The 20,800-nt window shown below is 71.1% G+C and carries 15 protein-coding genes and 1 pseudogene; 9 read left to right on the top strand and 7 right to left on the bottom strand.

The features are described from left to right. Window positions 1-64: 64 nt before the first annotated feature. From MYF83_RS00710 to MYF83_RS00695, 4 genes are read left to right on the top strand one after another with little or no spacing between them, the layout of a single operon-like run. On the top strand, window positions 65-1,165 hold the full coding sequence (locus MYF83_RS00710) for a sugar ABC transporter substrate-binding protein (protein WP_248958144.1): 1,101 nt from the start codon (window positions 65-67) through the stop codon (window positions 1,163-1,165). Then, window positions 1,165-1,884: an ATP-binding cassette domain-containing protein gene (locus tag MYF83_RS00705; RefSeq protein ID WP_248958143.1), complete on the top strand. Its 720-nt coding sequence runs from the start codon at window positions 1,165-1,167 to the stop codon at window positions 1,882-1,884. The genes MYF83_RS00710 and MYF83_RS00705 overlap by 1 nt, the downstream gene beginning before the upstream one ends. Further along, the gene (locus MYF83_RS00700; RefSeq protein WP_248958142.1) at window positions 1,881-3,074 is read left to right on the top strand and encodes a sugar ABC transporter permease; all 1,194 of its coding nucleotides are present in this window, start codon (window positions 1,881-1,883) and stop codon (window positions 3,072-3,074) included. Before MYF83_RS00705 ends, MYF83_RS00700 begins: the two co-directional genes overlap by 4 nt. Then, window positions 3,071-4,003, top strand: a complete 933-nt coding sequence (locus MYF83_RS00695) for an ROK family protein (protein WP_248958141.1) — start codon at window positions 3,071-3,073, stop codon at window positions 4,001-4,003. Before MYF83_RS00700 ends, MYF83_RS00695 begins: the two co-directional genes overlap by 4 nt. A gap of 512 nt (window positions 4,004-4,515) precedes the next feature. Here MYF83_RS00695 and serA read toward each other — a convergent pair. Further along, window positions 4,516-6,105 carry a phosphoglycerate dehydrogenase gene (serA, locus tag MYF83_RS00690; RefSeq protein WP_248958140.1) on the bottom strand — a complete coding sequence of 530 codons (1,590 nt, stop codon included), beginning with the start codon at window positions 6,103-6,105 and terminating at the stop codon, window positions 4,516-4,518. 243 nt (window positions 6,106-6,348) lie between these two features. On the opposite strand from serA, the gene MYF83_RS00685 reads away from it, so the two are divergent. Continuing rightward, window positions 6,349-7,245 (top strand): hypothetical protein, encoded by an 897-nt coding sequence (locus tag MYF83_RS00685; RefSeq protein ID WP_248958139.1) that lies wholly within the window; start codon window positions 6,349-6,351, stop codon window positions 7,243-7,245. 226 nt (window positions 7,246-7,471) lie between these two features. Continuing rightward, window positions 7,472-8,839 carry an MFS transporter gene (locus tag MYF83_RS00680; protein WP_248958138.1) on the top strand — a complete coding sequence of 456 codons (1,368 nt, stop codon included), beginning with the start codon at window positions 7,472-7,474 and terminating at the stop codon, window positions 8,837-8,839. A 124-nt stretch (window positions 8,840-8,963) separates the two neighbouring features. On the opposite strand, the gene MYF83_RS00675 is transcribed toward MYF83_RS00680, so the two are convergent. Next, entirely contained in the window at window positions 8,964-9,482 is a 519-nt protein-coding gene (locus MYF83_RS00675; protein WP_248958137.1) for a PadR family transcriptional regulator, read from the bottom strand. 89 nt (window positions 9,483-9,571) lie between these two features. Here MYF83_RS00675 and MYF83_RS00670 point away from each other — a divergent pair, with 89 nt between their 5' ends. Next, a complete protein-coding gene (locus tag MYF83_RS00670) occupies window positions 9,572-10,114 on the top strand; it encodes an FHA domain-containing protein (protein WP_248958136.1) in 543 nt (180 codons plus the stop codon). Between the two features lie 150 nt (window positions 10,115-10,264). Next, on the top strand, window positions 10,265-11,830 hold the full coding sequence (dacB, locus tag MYF83_RS00665; protein ID WP_248958135.1) for a D-alanyl-D-alanine carboxypeptidase/D-alanyl-D-alanine endopeptidase: 1,566 nt from the start codon (window positions 10,265-10,267) through the stop codon (window positions 11,828-11,830). A 185-nt stretch (window positions 11,831-12,015) separates the two neighbouring features. On the opposite strand, the gene ilvC is transcribed toward dacB, so the two are convergent. The 5 genes and pseudogenes from ilvC to MYF83_RS00640 all read right to left on the bottom strand — a co-directional run bounded on the left by ilvC (window position 12,016) and on the right by MYF83_RS00640 (window position 19,571). Continuing rightward, window positions 12,016-13,002, bottom strand: coding sequence for a ketol-acid reductoisomerase (gene ilvC, locus MYF83_RS00660; RefSeq protein ID WP_248958380.1), 987 nt, complete (start codon window positions 13,000-13,002; stop codon window positions 12,016-12,018). Window positions 13,003-13,055: 53 nt separating this feature from the next. Next, window positions 13,056-13,580 (bottom strand): acetolactate synthase small subunit, encoded by a 525-nt coding sequence (gene ilvN, locus MYF83_RS00655; protein WP_248958134.1) that lies wholly within the window; start codon window positions 13,578-13,580, stop codon window positions 13,056-13,058. A gap of 64 nt (window positions 13,581-13,644) precedes the next feature. After that, window positions 13,645-15,405, bottom strand: a pseudogene (locus tag MYF83_RS00650) (acetolactate synthase large subunit); the annotation flags it as partial. Window positions 15,406-15,755: 350 nt separating this feature from the next. Next, entirely contained in the window at window positions 15,756-18,410 is a 2,655-nt protein-coding gene (locus MYF83_RS00645; RefSeq protein WP_248958132.1) for a putative bifunctional diguanylate cyclase/phosphodiesterase, read from the bottom strand. Window positions 18,411-18,662: 252 nt separating this feature from the next. After that, window positions 18,663-19,571: a 2-hydroxyacid dehydrogenase gene (locus MYF83_RS00640; protein ID WP_248958131.1), complete on the bottom strand. Its 909-nt coding sequence runs from the start codon at window positions 19,569-19,571 to the stop codon at window positions 18,663-18,665. Window positions 19,572-19,653: 82 nt separating this feature from the next. Between MYF83_RS00640 and MYF83_RS00635 the strand changes: the two genes are divergently transcribed. Further along, entirely contained in the window at window positions 19,654-20,781 is a 1,128-nt protein-coding gene (locus MYF83_RS00635; protein WP_248958130.1) for a PQQ-dependent sugar dehydrogenase, read from the top strand. Window positions 20,782-20,800 lie beyond the last annotated feature (19 nt).

Below are 20,800 nucleotides of genomic sequence, written 5' to 3'. Positions count from 1 at the left end.
CGCAGGATCGAGCATGCTGCCATGCACCTGGAGTAACCTCCCCCGAACCCCCTGAGAGGCAAGCATGCGAGCGAAATGGTTCGCGGTTCCCTTCGCGATAGCCGTACTGGCCACCGGCTGCGGCGGCTCCACCGACAAGGCCACCGCCACCGGCGGGCAGACCGGCGCAGGCGCGGCCGGGAAGTCACCGACGATCGCGCTCTTCCTCCCCGAGTCCAAGACCACCCGGTACGAGGCTTTCGACAGGCCGCTGTTCGAGGCCAAGGTGAAGGCTCTCTGCCCCGACTGCAAGCTGCTCTACTCCAACGCCGACCAGGACGCCGCCAAGCAGCAACAGCAGGTCGAGGCCGCCCTCACCCAGGGCGCCGACGTGCTCGTGCTCGACGCCGTGGACGCCGCCGCGGTCGCGCCGCTGGTCAACCAGGCCAAGCAGAAGAAGGTCCCGGTCATCGCCTACGACCGGCTGATCTCCGGCATCGGCTACGACTACTTCGTGTCGTTCAACAACGTGCGGGTCGGCGAGATGCAGGGCCAGGCGCTGCTGGACGCGCTCAACGCCAGGGGCACCACCGACAAGGGCCAGATCGTCATGATCAACGGCTCGCCGACCGACCCCAGCTCGGCCGACTACAAGAAGGGCGCCCACAACGTCCTCGACGGCAAGGTCAAGATCGGCCGGGAGTTCGACACCCCGGACTGGAGCCCCGACAAGGCCCAGCAGGAGATGGAGCAGGCCATCACCGCCCTCGGCCGCGACAAGATCGTCGGCGTGGTGTCCGCGAACGACGGCATGGCCGGCGGCGCGATCGCCGCGATGAAGCGCGCCGGGTACAAGCCGACGCTTCCCATCACCGGCCAGGACGCCGAACTGGCGGCGGTCCAGCGCATCCTCACCGGCGAGCAGTACATGACCATCTACCTCGACATCAGGAGCGAGGCGGAGAAGTCGGCCGAGCTGGCGGTCGCGGTGGGCAGGGGCGAGAAGCCCGCGGCCGCCACCACCGTCGACAACGGCACCGCCGCCATCCCCTCCTTCCTCCTCGACCCGCTCGCGGTCACCGCGGACAAGGTGAAGGACACCATCGTGAAGGACGGCTTCTACACCGCGGCCGACATCTGCAAGGGCGAGGTGGCCGCCGCGTGCGCCAAGGCGGGCATCAGCTAGTGATCCGCGCCGAAGACATCTCCAAGCGGTACGGCGCGGTCCAGGCGCTCGAAGGGGTGAGCCTGGACCTGCGCCCCGGCGAAGTGGTGGCCCTGGTCGGCGACAACGGAGCGGGCAAGTCCACCCTGGTCAAGGCCATCTCCGGCGTCATCTCACCGGACAGCGGGGAGATCACCATAGACGAGCGGCCGGTCCGCATCGGCAACCCGCACGACGCGCAGGCCCTGGGCATCTCCACCGTCTACCAGGACCTCGCCCTCTGCGAGAACCTCGACGTGGTGGCCAACCTGTTCCTCGGCTCCGAGCGGCGGCGCTGGTCGGTGCTCAGCCACATCCGCATGGAACGGGCGACCCGCGACCTGCTCACCCAGCTCGACGTGCGCATCCGTGACATCCGGGTGCCGGTCGCCATGCTGTCGGGCGGCCAGCGGCAGTCGGTGGCGATCGCCCGTGCCCTGATCGGCGAGCCCAAGCTCGTCATTCTCGACGAGCCCACCGCCGCCCTCGGCGTCGAGCAGACCGCCCAGGTCCTCGGCCTGATCCGGCGGCTGCGCGACCGCGGGCTGGCCGTCCTGCTCATCTCCCACAACCTCGCCGACGTACGGGCCGTCAGCGACCGCGTCGTGGTGCTGCGCCTCGGGCGCAACGCCGGAGAGTTCCGCACGGCCGACGCCTCGCAGGAGTCCATCGTGGCCGCCATCACCGGAGCCGCCGCATGAGCGCGACGACCGTGCACCCCACGCGCAAGCCGTACAGCCCGAAGCAGGCCGTGGAACGGATGCGGCGCGGCGACCTCGGCGCCTGGCCCGTCGTCGGCGGGCTGATCGCGATCGCCGTCGTCTTCGGGTCGCTGAACGAGCACTTCCTGTCACCGGAGAACCTGACCAACCTGGCCCTGCAGATGGCGGCCACCGGCACGATCTCGCTGGGCATCATCATGGTGCTGCTGCTCGGCGAGATCGACCTGGCCGCCGGCTCGGTGAGCGGCCTGTGCGCGGTCATCATGACCATCATGAACGTCCGGCACGGCTGGAACCCGCTGCTCGCCATCGTGGTGGCGGTCGCGGCGGGCGCGGCGATCGGGCTGCTGCACGGCCTGCTGTTCACCCGGATCCGGATGCCGTCCTTCGTGGTCACGCTGGCCGGGCTGATCGGATGGCAGGGGCTGCTGCTATTCCTGCTCGGCGAGGGCGGCACCATCAACCTGCCCTTCGACGGATTCGTCGCGAAACTGAGCGACACGTGGCTGCCGCCGTGGCTCGCCTGGACACTCGCGGTGGCGCTGGTCGGCGCCTACGGCGGCTCCCTGCTGCTCGGCCGGCGGCTCCGGCTCGCCGCCGACCTGCCCGTCGGGCCCGCCTACTGGGCGGTGGTACGGGCCGGCTTCCTCGCCGTGGTGCTCGCGGCGGCGGTCGCCGTCCTGCAGGCCGACCGGGGCGTGCCGTTGCTGCTGGTCATCTTCGCGGCGCTCGTCGTGCTCCTCGACCTGGTGCTGCGGCACACCACCTTCGGGCGCTGGATGTACGCCGTGGGCGGCAACGCCGAGGCGGCCCGGCGCGCGGGCATCAACGTGACCCGCATCCGCGTGCTCGCCTTCGTGCTCTCCGGGAGCCTCGCCGCGTTCGGCGGCATCCTCGCGGCCAGCCGCCTGTCGGCGGTCAACCAGAGTTCCGGCGGCAGCGACATGCTGCTGATGGCCATCGCGGCGGCCGTCATCGGAGGCACGTCCCTGTTCGGCGGCCGGGGGCGGACGTACGCGGCGCTGCTCGGCATCCTGGTGATCCAGTCGATCACCAACGGCATGCTGCTGCTGAACGTCGACTCCTCGGTGCGCTACATGGTCACCGCGAGCGTGCTCGCCCTCGCCGTGGCCATCGACTCGCTGGCCCGCCGTGGAAGCACCCCGTGAGCCGGCGGTTCGTGCTCGGCATCGACTTCGGCGGCACCAAGGTCGCCCTCGCCACCGCCTCGGCGGACAGTGTCGACCGGCCGCTGCGCAAGATGCGGCTGCCGACCCGGGGCGGCGAGGGCGCCCAGCAGGTGCTGCGGAGGTCGCTCGACGCCGCCAGTGAGCTGGCGGACCGGTCGGGAACGCTCCAGGCGGTCGGGGTGTCCACGTTCGGCGTGGTCAGGGGCGAGACCGTGCGGCTCGCGCCGACCGTGCCCGGCTGGGAGGGCCTGGAGCTCCCCCGGCTGCTCCGCGAGGAGTTCGGCGACACGCCGGTCGCGATCGACAACGACGTCAACGCGGCGGCCGCGGCGGAACTGCGCTGGGGCGCGCTCCGCGGCGTCGGCACGGGGCTCTACCTCAACCTCGGCACCGGCCTCGCGGCGGCGCTCGTGGTCGACGGGACGGTGGTGCCGGGGGCGCACGGCGCGGCGGGCGAGATCGGATACCTGCTCAGCGAGCCGGGCGAGCCCGCGTTCGCCGAAGGCCACGCGCCGCTGGAGGAGATCGTCTCCGGGCACGCGCTGGCGCAGCAGGGGACGGCACTCATGGGACGGCCGATGAGCGCCGCCTCGCTCTTCGAGGCCGACGGCGACCCGGCGGTGCGCGCGCTGCTGGACAAGGCCGTCGCGGCACTCGCGATGGCGGTGGCCAACGCGTGCGTGGTGCTCGACCCCGAACGCGTGGTGATCGGCGGAGGGTTGATGGGCTCGTCGCGCCACATCCTGCCCCGGCTGACGGCCGAGATCCGCCGGACTGTCCCGTTCCCGCCCGAGATCACGGCGGCCAGGTTCGTCGACGACGCGCCGCTGTTCGGCGCGCTGGCGCTGGCCCTGACCGCGGGCGACCGGCCGGCACAGGAAGACGCGAGCCGGCCGGGAGGAGCTTGATGGCTAGTGGGTCGGCACGCCGCCGTTGTCGCGGCGGTCGAGCGCCGTCTGCACGGGGTCGGGCGTCTCGTCCTCATGGCGGTGCTCGTCGGAGGGACGGTTCCAGGGATACATGTCGTACATGGCAAGGTCTCGCTCGCTTGAGGGCATGCGTTCAGGCGCACACGGTTCGGACGGGTCAGGCGGATTCCGGGTCTGCGAATCCGCACCGGGTTCCTCTCCCTGATCCGGATCGCGGGTCGGGAGCAGGAGGCCGGGTCTCACGGCCGGACGAACGCCGAAGCACCGCGGCGGGTCGCCGGCCTGCCCTGATCAGGCCCCGCCGCGGCAGGTAATGAGTACGAGCACCTGGCGCGTCATCACGGTCCACGTTACCTGCCGGTAGCCGACCTGTCTTGTAGGACGACCTAGTATCTCGCTATGTGAGACGACAGAGAACGACAGAGGCCCGCCGCCCCCAGTGGGACGGCGGGCCTTGGCCTGCCCGGCGCGAGCCGAGGCGAGGCGAGGGATCAGTCGGTGAGGTCGACCGTGCGGCCGGCCTCGGCGCCGATCTCCTGCGCGATCTGCTCGGTGACGTCGGCGGGGATCGCGGAGTCGACGGTCAGCGCGATCAGCGCCCTGCCGCCCTTGGCGTCCCGGGCCACCTGCATCGAGGCGATGTTCACCTCGCGCTCGCCGAGGATCTTGCCGACGATGCCCACGATGCCCGGCCGGTCGGCGTAGGTGAAGAAGGCCAGGTGGTCGGTCGGCTCGATCTCCATCTGGAAGCCGTTGACCTCCACGATCTTGGTGATCTGGCGGGGGCCGGACAGCGTGCCCGACACCGAGACCGTGCGGCCGTCGGCGAGCACGCCCCTGACGGTGACGACGTTGCGCCAGTCGGGGCTCTCGTCGCTGGTGACCAGCTCGACCGTCACGCCGCGGTCCTTGGCGACCAGCGGGGCGTTGACGTAGGTCACGGCGTCCTCGACCACGTCGGTGAACACGCCCTTGAGCGCGGCCAGCTCCAGCACCCGCACGTCGTGGGCGGCGATCTCGCCGCGGATCTCGACGTCGAGGCGGGTGGCCACCTCCCCGGCGAGGGCGGTGAAGACCCGGCCGAGCTTCTCGGCGAGCGGGAGGCCGGGCTTGACGTCCTCGGCCACGGCGCCGCCCTGGACGTTCACCGCGTCCGGCACGAACTCACCGGCCAGCGCGAGCTTGACGCTGCGGGCGACCTGGGTGCCGGCCTTCTCCTGCGCCTCGTGCGTGGAGGCCCCCAGGTGCGGGGTGACCACGACGTTGTCCAGCTCGAACAGCGGGCTGTCGGTGCAGGGCTCCTTGGCGAAGACGTCGATGCCGGCGCCGGCGACCCTGCCCTCCTTCAGAGCGGAGTACAGCGCGGCCTCGTCCACGATGCCGCCACGGGCGACGTTGACGATGCGGACCGACGGCTTGACCGCGTGCAGCTCCTTGTCGCCGATGAGACCGACGGTCTCCTTGGACTTCGGCAGGTGCACGGTGATGAAGTCGGCCTGCTTGAGCAGCTCCTCCAGGGAGACCAGGCGCACGCCCATCTGCGCCGCGCGGGCCGGCTGGAGGTAGGGGTCGTAGGCGATCAGCTCGACGCCGAAGGGCGCGAGGCGCTGGGCCACGAGCTGGCCGATGCGGCCGAGGCCGAGGATGCCGATCACCTTCTCGTCGAGCTCGATGCCGGTGTACTTCGATCGCTTCCACTCGCCGGCCTTGAGCGCGCCGTGGCCCTGGGCCACGTTGCGGGCGCTGGCCAGGATCAGCGCGATGGTGTGCTCGGCGGCACTGGTGATGTTCGAAGTCGGCGCGTTGACGACCATGACACCGGCCTTGGTGGCGGACTCCACGTCGACGTTGTCCAGGCCGACCCCGGCTCGGGCGACGACGCGCAGGCGAGGCGCGTGGGACAGCGCCTCTGCGTCCACCTGGGTGGCGCTGCGCACTATGAGCGCGTCCACCTCGGCGAGTGCGGGCAGGAACTGCGAGCGGTCGGCGCCGTCGGTGTGACGGACCTCGAAGTCCGCCCCGAGCACGGCGAGACCTGCTTCCGAGAGCTCCTCTGCGACCAGGACGACGGGCTTGTTCACTGGTGGGTCCTTTGGGAAGTGCGGATGCACGGACAAGGTTCGAGTGTATCCGTGCTTGTGAAAGCACTCACGAGCGCCCGGCATCCGAGACGGCGCCCCGCCCCCGCCGCTTCCGGCATCTGAGACGGCGCCCCATACCCACGTCTCCCGGATTTAACGCGCAAGCCGCCATCTTGGTATTGCTCACAACATTTCTTGACGATTAGGCTGATAAGCCGTGTCCCACTACCTATCGTTTGTCGTATGAGCATCGGGAACCCCGCTCTCGGAGAAGTGCTCGCGCAGCACGGCAGCCCGCACCGGCTACTGGCGGCTCTTGCCGAATGGGGCATCCTGGTGGCCGTGCGGCCCGACCGTTCCGTCGTGCTCGGCACGACGCAGGCCGGCGAGCGCGTGCTCCTCGGCTACACCGGCCCGGGCACCTACGCGCGGCACCGCGGCAACCACTCGCTGTCGGCCTGCGACGCCGACACCATCCTCGACATCCAGCGCGTCACCGGTGTGCGAGAGATCGTCATCGACGCGGCGGGGCCGGCGGCGGCGGCCGTGCCGATCGAGGACCTGCAGCGCTACCTCGCCTCCACGCGCAGCGGCCGACAGGCGCCGGCCCTGTCCAGCGCGTTGCCGACCGCCTACGCCACCGGCGCCATGGCCTCGGTGTCGCGCACCACGGTGCCCAGCGCGCCGCCTTTCGGGCGGAACGAGACACTGACCGCACCCGTGCCGCAGGACACGGCGGACGCGCCCTCGCGGGCATGGATCCCGGCGCCGCGGCCCCACCTGTCGGGCCCGATGCAGCAGGTGGACCCCGGGTACAAGCGCTGCGTCCACCCGATCCTCCCGGCGCTGCGCGTGGCGATCTCCGAGCTGCTCCGCGACTTCCCGCTGGTGCACCATGTGTGGATCTCCGAGGCCCGCACGGTCTCGGGCTCCTCGGGGATCATGCTGCACGTCAAGGTGCACACCCGGGCGGCCGAGGACATCGTCCGCGATCTGCACCGCATGGTCCGCGCCCGGCTGCCGCAGCTCGCGGCCAGCGAGGCGCCGGTGCTCATGGCGCGCGTGGCGGACGCCAACACCGAACGCCGCATGATCGAACTGGGCGCGCACGTCGTATGCGCCGACGTCTCTGACTCCTGAACCGGACCGGGATCCGGCCCGCCAGCCTCCCGGCCACCCCGTGAAACCCGCTCCGCCACCCGCCTCCTGACTCCAGTCCCTGACTACCGGCCCCGGACCCGCACCACCGTCCCAGCCCGGGAAAGAGGGGCCTGCGGCGCGGCTGGGTGGCGGCCGCGGGAGATCGTCACCGAGCTGCGTCCCGGAAGGGCTGGCGGCCAAGCGCTTGCTGGTTTGTAATGGCGCAATGGTTCCCTCGACCACGGCGACTCCGGCCAAGGCCGTCTCGCGCAGCGTCCGACTCGGCTACGGTGTGGGATCTTTCTGCACCGCCACGTTCAGCGCCATCCCCGGCCTGCTCCTGCTGTTCTACATGACCAACATCCTCGCGGTGCCGGCGTGGCTGGCCGGCCTCGTGGTCTTCGCGCCGAAGGCATGGGACCTGGTCATCAACCCGCTGGTGGGCCAGTGGTCGGACCGAACGGAGTCCCGCTGGGGCCCGCGGCGGCCGTGGATGCTCGCCGGGACCGTGGTCCTGCCGGTGGCCTTCGCTCTCACTTTCTCCGGCCCCGCGCTGACCGGCACGCCCGCCGCCCTCTTCGTCGGCGCGTTCTTCCTGCTCGCCGCCACCGGGTACGCGCTGTACGAGGTGCCGTACAAGGCGATGCCCGCCGAGATGACCGGCGACTACCACGAGCGCACCTCGCTGCTGCAGTGGCGCATGATCTTCGTCGCGCTCGCCGTGGCGCTGAGCGGCATCATCGCCCCGGCCATCGCGGCGCACTCGCTGGAGGGCTACCGGACGATGGGCATCGCCTTCGCGGGCCTGCTGCTGGTGGCCATGCTGGCGTCCTTCCTGGGCACGGCCAGGGCCCCGATGACGGGTGCGGTCGAGCCCGAGGCGAACCTGCGGACCCAGCTCGCGGCCGCCCGCGCCAGCCGCCCGTTCCTGTGGCTGCTCGGCCTGTCCAGCGCGCAGACGCTGGCGGCGGGCGTGATGCTGGCGGGCGCGCCGTACTTCGCCTCGTACATCGTCGGCGACCCCGACGCCACCAGCACCCTGTTCGCCGCCCTGGTCGGCCCCATGCTGGTCACCATGCCGCTGTGGGTGTGGGTGGCCCGCAAGATGGACAAGCGCGGCGCGATGATCCTCTCCAGCTCGCTGTTCCTCATCGGAGGCCTGGCGGCCTCCCTCACCCCGGTCTTCGGCGCGCTCTACGCCCACCTGGCGACGCTGGTCATCGGCGTCGGGTACGCCGGCCTGCAGCTCCTGCAGTTCTCCATGCTGGCCGACGTGATCGCCCACGACTCCGCCCGCAGCGGCAAGCGCAGGGGCGGGGTGTTCACCGGCCTGTGGACGGCCGTGGAAAGCGCGGTCGCCGCCCTGGGAGCCCTGGTGGTCGGCGCGGTGCTCGCCGCCGGGGGGTTCATCTCCTCCGACCCCGAGCACCCCGTCACTCAGCCCGGCAGCGCGCTCACCGCCATCATCCTGTCCCAGGCCATCATCCCGGCGATCATCGTCGGCATCGGCATCCTGATGACCCTGAAGTACCGCCTCACCGCCGACCACCTCGCCGAGGTCACGACGCCGCAGGTCGCGTCACCCGGCGCGTGAGCGTGATCCTCGTCCGCGCGAACACCGCCGCCCGCTGCGCTCACCTCCTGGAGGGGGTGAACGGCCTGCGGGCCTTCGCCGTGCACGCGGGACACGGCGGTCAACCGGAGTACCGGTTCGGTGGTCATCTGGGGGTCTCCTGGGAGTTGGCGAGGACGGCCTCGCAGTGGTCGAGCCAGCGTTGCTCGGCCTCGGCCTGGAAGATCATGGAATCGATGACGAGCCGCTGCGCGGCCCCCGCCTCGGCGCGCTTGGTGCGCGTCAGCTCCTGCAAGGTGCGCATGGTGGCGGTGCGCTGTGCCTGGACGACCTGGCGGACGTCCACGCCGGGCGCGGTGACGGCCATGGCGAGCTTGATGGCCAGCTCGTCGCGGGGCCGGTCGGCCTGGGCGACGGGGGTGGCGAACCATCGCGACAGCTCCGACCGGCCCTTCTCGGTGATGGCGTGGACGACCCGGCCCTGGTCGTCCTGCTCGCCCGGGGCCACGAGACCGTCGCGCTCCATGCGGGAGAGCGTCGTGTAGACCTGGCCGATGTTGAGCGGCCAGGTCGCCCCCGTGGACGCCTCGAACTCCACGCGTAGCTGGTAGCCGTAGCGCGGCCCCTGGGTCAGGAGGGCGAGCAGGCCATGGCGGATCGACATGCATACTGAGTATGCATACTCAGTATGTCCTCCGCAACAGATCCCGCATATTCTGGACACCTTGCCGTTGCCAGCCTGATACTCGGGACATGAGCTCGACGCACCCGCCTGTGCGCGCCTCCGACGGGGACCGTGATCGCGCGATCAGCGAGCTCCGCGATCACGCCGTCGAGGGGCAGATCTCGCACGACACCTTCCTCGGACGGGTTGATCGCGCGCTGCGCGCGCGCAGCCGTGTCGAGCTGACCGACCTGGTCTCCGACCTGCCTCCGTCCAGCAGGTGGCGGCGCAGGCTGACCGACGCCGTGGCCTCGGTGTCCGACCTCACAACGCGCATCGAGACCGCCTGGCGCCGCCCCCGCCTGCCCCGGCTCGCCCTGCCGGTCGACAGCCGCACCCGGTACGTCGTGGGCCGGGGCTCCGAGTGCGACCTGATCCTGACCGACCTCACGGTCTCGCGCGTGCACGCCGAGCTGCGCCGCGACAGCGAGACCTGGCTCCTGGTGGACCTCGGCTCGCTCAACGGCACCCGGCTGAACGGCTGGCGCCTGGTCGGCCCGGCCCGCGTCCGCGAGGGCGACGAGATCTCCTTCGGCGAGTGCGCCTTCTTGGTCGCCGCCCCGGTCGCCTAGGACACTTCGGCGGCACCGCACGGAGGCCGCAGCGGCCTGCCTGGAATGCTGGGAAACGTAAGTTCCTGTGGACATACGTAGGTTTTCGTATTGTCTGCGGCAGCGGTGTTGTCGATGATCCCCCCAGGCCCAGCCCTCTGGAGGCACCCCTTGCAAAAACGCAGACAACTGACCACGCTGCTGGCGACCGCCCTCATGGCGGCGACGCTGACGCAGGCGGCCAACGGCACTCCGGCGAGCGCGGCCGACCCGGCCCCCGGCGTGGCCGACCTCACCCAGGACCTCGACAAGATCCTCAACGCCTCCAACCTGGCCGTCGCCCGCTCCGGCGTGGTCGTCAAGAGCGCCGCGACCGGCGAGCAGCTGTACGCGCAGGACGCCGGGAAGATCTTCCTCCCGGCCTCCAACACCAAGCTGCTCACCTCCGCGGCCGCCACCGACACCCTCGGCCTGGACTACCGCTTCACCACCGGCGTGCTGAGCTCGGGACGGCGCGCGGGCTCGACCGTGGTCGGCGATCTCTACCTCAGGGGGACCGGCGACCCGACCATGCTCGCGGCGGACTACGACGCGCTCGCCGCCAAGGTCGCCGGCGCGGGCGTCAAGCTCGTCACCGGCGAACTGGTCGCCGACGACACCTGGTTCGACGACGTCCGGCTCGGCACCGACTGGGCGTGGGACGACGAGCCCTACTACTACGCCGGCCAGATCTCGGCGCTGACCGCCTCACCCGACACCGACTACGACGCCGGCTCGGTGATCGTCTCCGTCGCCCCCGGCGACAAGGCGGGCGCGCCCGCCAAGGTGACCACCACGCCGGAGACCGACTACATCAAGATCGAGAACCACGCCACCACCGGCGCCGAGACCGACGTCCTGGTGAACCGCGTGCACGGCACCAACACGGTCGTGATCACCGGCACGGTGGCCGGCACCTACGACGAGTGGGTCGCCGTCAACGACCCCACCGGGTACGCCGCCTCGCTGTTCAGGAAGGCGCTCGCCAATCACGGGGTGCGCGTGCTCGGCGCGACCGGCCGGGGCGCGACGCCGGCGGAGGCCAAGAGCGTCGCCGAGCGCCAGTCCATGCCGCTCGGCGAGCTGCTGGTGCCGTTCCTGAAGCTCAGCAACAACATGCACGCCGAGATCCTCACCAAGGCGATGGGCCGGAAGGTCTCCGGCAAGGGCACCTGGGACGCCGGGCTCGCGGTCACCACCGCGTTCGCCAAGGCCAACGGGATCAAGAACGTGCGGCTGCGCGACGGCTCGGGCCTGTCCCGGCTCGACGGCGTGACCCCGGGCGAGCTGACGGCGTACCTCATCACCCTGCGCGCCAAGCCGTGGTTCACGACCTGGTACGACGCCCTGCCGATCGCCGGCAACGCCGACCGGTTCACCGGCGGCACCCTGCGCAGCCGCATGCGGGGCACCGCGGCGGCCGACAACGTGCACGCCAAGACCGGCTCGCTGACCAGCGTCACCGGGCTGTCGGGCTATGTGACCAGCGCCGACGGCGAGCCGCTGGTGTTCTCCATCCTGACCAACAACTACCTGACCGGCAACCCGAAGACCACCGTCGAGGACGCCATCGCGGTCAGGCTCGCGCAGTTCAAGCGGGACACCCCGGTGGACGCCACCGCCCAGCTCAGGAGCGCGCCCCCGGCGGGAGAAGACCTGGGCCTGGAGTGCTCCTGGGTCAAGCCCGCCCAGTGCTGACGCGGACGGTGCCGTGAGGCGCCGCCGCCCTCCGGAACGACGACCGGCTCCGTCCCCGCACAGAAAGGGGACGGAGCCGGTTCGCGTTCACGGCCACAGGGTGGCACCCACCCGGCCCGGCCCGGCCCGGCCCGGCCCGCCCGCGGACGGTCTCGCCGCGGGAGCCGGGTGCTCGGGAGGAAGGGTTACTTCTCCTTGAGCCAGCTCATCATCGGGCGCAGCTTGGCGCCGGTCTGCTCGATCGGGTGCTGGGCCAGCTCCTCGCGGTACTTGCGGAAGTTGCTCTGGCCGCTGTCGAACTCGTCGACCAGCTCGCGGGCGAACTCACCCGACTTGATCTCGCCGAGGATGCGCTGCATCTCCTTCTTGGTCTCGGAGGTGACGATGCGCGGGCCGCGCGAGTAGCCGCCGTACTCGGCGGTGTCGGACACCGACCAGTACATCTTGGAGATGCCGCCCTCGTACATGAGGTCGACGATCAGCTTCATCTCGTGCAGGCACTCGAAGTAGGCGACCTCGGGCTGGTAGCCCGCCTCGACCAGCGTCTCGAAGCCGGTCTTGATCAGCTCGGACACGCCGCCGCACAGGACGGCCTGCTCGCCGAACAGGTCGGTCTCGGTCTCCTCGGTGAAGGTCGTCTTCAGCGCGCCGGCGCGGGTGCCGCCGATGGCCTTGGCGTACGACAGCGTGAGCGGCCAGGCGTTGCCGGTCGCGTCACGCTCTACGGCGACCAGCACCGGGACGCCGCGGCCGGCGGTGAACTGACGGCGGACCAGGTGGCCCGGGCCCTTCGGCGCCACCATGGCCACGTCGACGCCCTCGGGCGCCTCGATGAGGCCGTAGCGGATGTTGAGGCCGTGGCCGAAGAACAGCGCGTCGCCCTCGACGAGGTTCGGCGCGACGTGCTCGGCGTACAGGTGACGCTGGATGTGGTCGGGCGCGAGGATCATGATGAGGTCGGCCTCCTCGGCCGCCTCCCCCGGGGTGACGACGCGCAGGCCGTCGTTCTCGGCCTTCTCGCGGCTCTTGGAGCCCTCGGGCAGGCCCACCCGGACGTCCACGCCGGAGTCGCGGAGCGACAGCGCGTGGGCATGGCCCTGGCTGCCGTACCCCAGCACGGCCACGTGCCGACCTTGGATGACCGACAGGTCGGCTTCGTCGTCGTAGAAGATCTCAGTCACTAGCTTGCCTTTCGTGATTTTCGTACGGCTCGCGCCCGCAGGGCTCACGCGCTGCGGTCCAGGGCCCTGAGCGAGCGGTCGGTGATGGAACGGGCGCCGCGGCCGATGGCCACCATGCCCGACTGGACGAGCTCCTTGATGCCGAACGGCTCCAGCACCCTGATGAAGGCGTCGAGCTTGTCCGGCGTGCCGGTGACCTCGATGGTCACCGCGTCCGTGGCGACGTCCACGCAGCGGGCGCGGAACAGCTGCACGAGCTCCAGCACGTTGGAACGCGTGTCGGCGTCGGCCCTGACCTTGATCAGCGTCAGCTCCCGCTGCACGGACTGGGAGGAATCGAGCTCCACGATCTTGATCACGTTGACCAGCTTGTTGAGCTGCTTGGTGACCTGCTCCAGCGGGAGCTCGGCGACGTTGACGACGATGGTCATGCGGGACACGTCGTCGTGCTCCGTCGGCCCGACCGCCAGCGAGTCGATGTTGAAACCGCGCCTGCTGAACAGCGAGGCGACCCGGGCCAGGACACCCGGCTTGTTCTCGACGAGAACCGACAGCGTGTGGCGGCTCATGCGTTCCCTCCTGCGAAACCGGTGGATCGTCCGCGGCCATGGCCGCCGGAGCGCCTCGGGCGGCTCACGACTCCTCCTCGTTGTCCCACACGGGAGCCATGTCCCGCGCGATCTTGATCTCGTCGTTGCCGGTTCCGGCGGCGACCATGGGCCAGACCATGGCGTCCTTGTGGACGACGAAGTCGACCACCACGGGCACGTCGTTGATCTCCATGGCCTTGCGGATCGTCGCGTCGACGTCCTCGGGCCGCTCGCACCGCAGGCCGACGCATCCGTACGCCTCGGCCAGCTTGACGAAGTCGGGGATGCGGCGGGGCGACTGCAGGTCGGTGCTGGAGTAGCGCTGGTTGTAGAACAGCGTCTGCCACTGCCTGACCATGCCGAGGTTGCCGTTGTTGATGACGGCCACCTTGATCGGCACGCCTTCGAGGGCGCAGGTGGCGAGCTCCTGGTTGGTCATCTGGAAGCAGCCGTCACCGTCGATGGCCCACACCGTGGCGTCGGGGACGCCCATCTTGGCGCCCATCGCCGCCGGGACCGCGAAGCCCATCGTGCCCGCGCCGCCCGAGTTGATGAACGAGCCCGGGTTCTCGTAGCCGATGAACTGGGCGGCCCACATCTGGTGCTGGCCGACGCCCGCCAGGTAGTAGGCCTCGGGCCCGACGATCTCGCTGAGCCGCTCGATGACGTACTGCGGCGACAGGGAGCCGTCGTCGGGGATGTCGTAGCCGAGGGGGTAGGTGCTCTTGTAGCCGTTGAGCACCGTCCACCAGGCGGTGTAGTCGCCGACGTGGCCCTCGGCGTGCTCGTGCTTGACGGCGCCGACCAGATCGGTCAGCACCTCACGGCAGTCGCCCACGATCGGGACGTCCGCGTGGCGGTTCTTGGAGATCTCGGCCGGGTCGATGTCGGCGTGGATGATCTTGGCGAGCGGGGCGAAGGTGTCCAGCCTGCCGGTCACCCGGTCGTCGAACCGGGTGCCGAGCGCGATGATCAGGTCGCTGCGCTGGAGGGCCCCCACGGCCGCGACCGTGCCGTGCATGCCGGGCATGCCCAGGTGCTGGGCGTGGCTGTCGGGGAAGGTGCCCCTGGCCGTCAGCGTGGTGACCACCGGGATGCCGGTGAGCTCCGCAAGCTGGGCCAGCTCGGCAGAGGCCCGCGCCTTGTGCACACCGCCGCCGACGTACAGCACCGGGCGCTTCGCCTCGACCATGAGGCGCGCGGCCTCCCTGATCTGCTTGGAGTGCGGCCGGGTGACCGGGCGGTAGCCCGGAAGGCGCATGGTCGGCGGCCAGGAGAAGACGGTGGTCGCCTGCAGCGCGTCCTTGGAGATGTCGACCAGGACGGGGCCGGGACGGCCGGTGGAGGCGATGTGGAACGCCTCGGCGATGATGCGCGGGATGTCGTCGGCATCGGTCACCAGGAAGTTGTGCTTGGTGATCGGCATGGTGATGCCGGAGATGTCGGCTTCCTGGAAGGCGTCCGTGCCGATGAGCGGCGCCGCGACCTGGCCGGTGATCGCCACGATCGGCACCGAGTCCATGTACGCGTCCGCGATCGCGGTCACCAGGTTGGTCGCGCCAGGGCCGCTCGTGGCCATGCAGACCCCGACGCGGCCGGTCGCCTGGGCGTACCCCTCGGCGGCATGGCCGGCGCCCTGCTCGTGGCGTACGAGCACGTGCCTGACCTTGGTGGAGTCGTAGAGCGGGTCGTAGGCGGGGAGGATCGCACCGCCGGGGATCCCGAACACCGTGTCGACCCCGACCTGCTCCAGTGCCCTGACGAGGGCCTGCGCACCTGTCATCTCTTCGGTCATCGGCTCGTTTCCTTGCGTGGCTGAGCTGGGGTGTGGCCATAAAAAATGCCCCGCCCCGCCATCGAGGCGGTGCTGGGGCTGCGCGCAGGCTGGGGACTCTTCGTCAGCGACCCGCGCGCCGGCGAAGTACTACACCGTCAAGCCAGGCCCGCATGAGCCCGGCAATCGAGTCCCCAGTGATACGCATGCCGCAACGATAGCCCCTGACACATCCGACGTGTCAAATCCCCGGACACATGTCTCACCATATGGGATATCGGAGTCCGAGCGGCAATCGGCGCCCGGCACGGGGATCCCGGGGCCCGGCACCGGGGGCCGGACCGGCGCACCACATGCCGAGCGGCCGCGCGGACGCCGGGTCAGGCGGTGTTCTGTAGCGGCGACAGGCTCGTGCGCATCAGCGAGTCGACGCCGCGCGCGGCCATCGGCCGCGCCACGAGGTAGCCCTGGCCGCGCGTACAGCCCATCTCGCGCAGCAGCTCCAGCTGCTCGGGGCGTTCGATGCCCTCGGCCACCACGATCAGGCCGAGGTCATGGCCGAGCCGCACGATCGTGCGGGTCAGCAGCGTCCGCGTCTCGTCACGGCCGAGGCCCGACACGAACGACGGATCTATCTTGATCATGTCGACCGGGAGCCGGCCGAGGAACGCCAGGGAGGCGTACCCGGTGCCGAAGTCGTCGATCGCCAGCCGTACGCCCAGCGCGCGCAGCTCGGAGAGCCGGTTGATGATCTCCTCGGCGTCCTCGACGAGCATCTCCTCGATCACTTCGAGGGTGAGGGCGCTCGCGGGCAGGCCACTCTCGGCGAGGGCCGCCTCGACGGTCTCCACGAACCGGGGCGCGGTGATCTGGCGGCTGGACAGGTTCAGCGACAGCCCGATGTCCCAGGACGACGCCCGCCAGGCCGCCACCTCGCGGCAGGCCTCGCGCAGGATCCACTCGCCGAGCGGGACGATCAGCCCGGTGTCCTCGGCCGCGCCGAGGAACTGCTGCGGCGGCACGAGCGTGCTCCCCCGGCACCAGCGCACGAGCGCCTCCACGGCCGTCACCCGCGAGGTCGCGAGATCGACCACCGGCTGGTACTCCACGGCGAACTGGTCGGCCAGCAGCGCCCGCTGCAGGTCGGCGGCCAGCTCCAGGCGGCGTACGACGTCGGCGTGCATGTGCGCGGCGAACACCTCGACCCGCCGCCCGCCGAGCTCCTTGGCCCGGGTCGTCGCCACGTCGGCGTTGCGGATCAGGTCGCCGGACGGGACGCCGTCCTCGGCGAACGCCACGCCGACGCTGGCGGTCAGCGCGATGTCGCGGTCGGCCACGCGGAACGGCTCGGAGGACACCGCGCGCACCAGCCGCTCGGCGAGGTCGATCGCGGACTGCGCGTCCGCCGTGCCGGAACTCGCCGACGCGCCAGAAGAACCGCCCGAGCCGCCCGACTCCAGCAGCACGGCGAACTCGTCGCCGCCCCAGCGGGCGAGGGTGTCGTCGGCGTTCACGGCCGCACGCAGCCGCCGTGCCGCCTGGCTGAGCAGGTAGTCACCGCCGGCGTGGCCCACGGAGTCGTTCACGCCGGTGAACCCGTCGAGGTCGACGAAGACCACCGCCGTGGTGCCGCCTCCCCGGCGCGCCAGCACCTCGCGGGTGCGCTCCTCGAAGTAGGCGCGGTTGGGCAGGCCGGTCACGCCGTCGTGGAAGGTCAGATGCGCGACCTGGTTGCGCAGCGCCACCTGGTCGCTGACATCCCGCGTGGAGACGAGGACGAGATCCTCCCCCTCGGAGGGATGCCGGGTGGCGACGGACTCGGCGGGACGCCAGGTGCCGTCCGCCGCGCGTACCCGGCAGGCGAGCCGGCACGCGCTCTGGCGGTCGAGGGTGGCGTCCTCGTCGGCCGCCATCACCCGCAGCGCGGCCTGGACGCCGGGCACGTCCTCGGGGTGCACGTAGTCGAAGATCGAGCTTCCGACGAGATCCTCGGGGCGGTAGCCGTACAGCGACTCGACCCCCGCCCCCATCTCGCGTACCAGCCCGTCGTGGTCGCAGACGAGGACCACGTCCCCGGCGCTCTCGGCGAGGTGGACCAGGCGGCGCTCGCTGGAGTCGAGGCCGCCGCGCATGCCGGCGGTCTCCACCGCCAGCACGAACACCTTGGCGAGCAGCACGACCACCACCGAGCCGACGACGACCGGCAGCACCGCCATCGGCTGCTCGGGCCGTCCCGCGAGCACGCGCACGACCAGGACGACGGTGGCGACGGCGGCCAGGGCGAGCGGCGCCCCGTCCACGATCGCCGAGGAGGCCGCCCGCACCGGACGGGCGCAGGCACGGCTCACCCAGGGCATGGCGGCGAGCAGCAGCAACGCGATCGGGGCCAGCACCCCGGCCAGCAAGGGAGGAGTGCCGCCCACGGTCAGCCGCGCGACCGCCGTGGCGAGCTCCTCCACCGTGATGGCCGCGAGCACGGCCAGCGCCGCCATCCCGACCCGCCGCCCGGCGGACCGCGAGGCCAGCACGGCCGGCGCGACGGCGCACGTCGCGAGCAGGCACACCACGGGCGCGGCCAGCGTGCTCGGCTCGTCCGCCCTGGCGTACAGCGGCGCCAGCAGCGCGATCCAGGAGATCGTGAACAGCGACGCGGCGCTGATGTAGGCGCTGGTGACGTAATGGAGCAGCGACCTGCCGTACGCGGGGCGCCTGGCCGTGCGGCCGCAGCCGATGGCGAGCAGCACGGTGCCCACGAGCAGCAGGACGTCGGCGAAGGTCAGCACGAACGGCGTGCCCTCCGCGAGCGGCCGCAGGCCCACCCCGGCCAGCCAGGTGATCGCGCCGGCGGCGAGCCAGCGCCAGGCCGACGAACGGTGGTCCGAGCCGGGCTTGACGCGCACGGAGGCGACCAGGAGGGAGGCGGCCGCGATGAGCCCGGCCACCACTCCGGCGACCGCCGTGACGACCGTGGAGGACATGTCGGCGAGAAGGGCAGCCGCCAAGACCACCGCGCCGAGCCCGGCGGCGGCGGTCAACGGGACCCTTGGGTCACGAAGGCCGTTCAACGTCGTCGCCCATGCGGCTCATCCCTGTCACTTCGCCAGTGTCGCGCCCGCCCGGCGGCGCATGAGGCGACAACCGCTCAGTCGTCACCGATCTGATAACCGCCTGGGTGCTTACCGAACGGTGGCGCGATGAGATTCACCGTACGCATCGGAGGTCACGAGGCAGCCACGGCTTGGGTTTGCTTTCCTATCGTTACGAGTCAGAAATCACAGTCAAGCCGATCAGTACGACCCCGTGATCACGTTGTTCAGCGGTTCTCCGGACAGGTATCTCAGCATCTGAGATCGCATGAGCTTGCTCATCCGCCGCAGCGACGCGGGGGTGCTGCCGGCCACGTGCGGCGTGATGAAGACCCCCGGCGCCGTCCACAGCGGGTGGTCCTTCGGAAGGGGCTCAGGATCGGTCACGTCCAGTGCGGCCCTGAGCCGGCCCTCGCGAAGCTCGGCGACGAGGGCGTCGGTGTCGACCACCGGGCCCCTCGCCGCGTTCACCAGCACCGCGCCGTCCTTCATCCGGGCGAGGAACCCCGCGTCCACCATGCCCGCCGTGCCGGACGTCGAGGGCACGAGCAGCACCACCACGTCCGCCTCGGGCAGCAGCTCCGGCAGATCCTCCTCGCCGTGCACGCCCTCGCGCGCCGTACGCGCCACCCGGACGACCTCCACCTCGAACCCGCCCAGCCGGCGCTCCAGAGCCTCGCCGATGGAGCCGTACCCGATGATCAGCACGGTGGAGTCGGCCAGCACCCCGGTGTGGCGGTAGGTCCACTCGCCGCGCTCCTGTGCCGCCCCGAACGCCGGGAAGTCGCGCAGCACCGCGATCATCGCGCCGACGGCCCACTCGGCGGTGCCCGCGTCGTGGACCCCGCGCGCGTTGCACAGGACGACGCCCTCCGGCAGGTGGGGCCGGTAGGCCTCCACGCCCGCCGTCACCGTCTGCAGGAGGCGGAGCCCGGACATCCGCCCGAGCAGGTCGCGGGTCAGGCGCGGCGGGATGAGCGGGGGGATCCACACCTCGACCTCCTCGGCCCCCTTCGGCGGCTGCGCGCGGCCGTCGTACAGGACGCATTCCACGTCGGGGAGATCGGTCAAGACTTCGACGATGGCCTGCGAGGGAGCCCAAATCTTCATGAGCGTCAACCCTAACGATCCCCTCGACGGGCCGGAACCTTCCGGCTCGGGCATCAGTATGGAGTCATCGAGGAGGTCCACCATGTCCAACCGATCGCCCCGCCCCACCGGCGGGGGACGCCACACCGCCATCGCCGCGATCGCCGCGGTCGTGCTGGCGGCGGGATGCACCCCTGGGACGGCGGAGCGCAGGGACGGCGACGGCTCGTCTCCTCTGCCGGCCGGCGCCGTCCCCGAAGCCGCCGCTCCCGGCACCCCCCGGACGCTCGTCGAGGGCCTGACCGTGCCGTGGGCCATCGCCTTCCTGCCCGGCGGCGACGCGCTGGTCACCGAGCGCGACTCCGCGCGGCTCCTGCGGGTCACCCCGTCCGGGAAGTTGAGCCAGGTGGGCGTCATCGACGGCGTGTCCCCGAGCGGGGAGGGCGGCCTGCTCGGCGTCGCGGTCTCCCCCCGGTTCGCGCAGGACCACTACGTCTTCGTGTACTTCACGGCGGCGACCGAGAACCGCATCGTCCGCTACCGCTACGACGACCGCCTGACCGACCCGGTGACCATCCTCAGCGGCATCCCGAAGGGCGGCATCCACAACGGCGGGCGGCTCGCGTTCGGCCCCGACCGGTACCTGTACGCCACGACCGGCGAGACCGGTGACCGACCCCTCGCCCAGGCCGCCGGCTCGCTGGGCGGCAAGATCCTGCGCATGACCGTCGACGGCAAGGCCGCCCCCGGTAACCCGTTCCAGAACGTGATCTGGAGCTACGGCCACCGCAACGTCCAGGGCATCGCCTGGGACTCCGCCGGGCGGATGTACGCCTCGGAGTTCGGCCAGAACACCTACGACGAGGTCAACCTCATCAAGAAGGGCAGGAACTACGGCTGGCCCGAGGTCGAGGGCTTCGGCGGCGGCGACACCTTCGCCGATCCCCTGCTCACCTGGTCCACCGACGAGGCGTCCCCGTCAGGCATGGCCTACGCGAACGGCTCCCTGTGGGTGGCGGCGCTGCGCGGGACACGCCTGTGGCAGATCCCGCTCACCGGCGACGGCCGCACGGGCAAGCCCATCTCCCGCTACGAGGGCGAGTTCGGCCGCCTCCGGGCCGTGACCACCTCTCCCGACGGCTCCACCGTCTACGTCAGCACCAGCAACAAGGACGGCCGCGGCTCTCCCAAGTCCGGCGACGACCGCATCCTGGTCATCCCGGTGAAATAGAAGCCGTCCGGCCTCATGG

The sequence above is a fragment of the Sphaerisporangium perillae genome (genome assembly GCF_023276435.1).
In the GTDB taxonomy this organism is placed as follows: Bacteria; Actinomycetota; Actinomycetes; order Streptosporangiales; family Streptosporangiaceae; genus Sphaerisporangium; species Sphaerisporangium perillae.
This window is presented reverse-complemented; position numbering and strand designations above follow the sequence as displayed.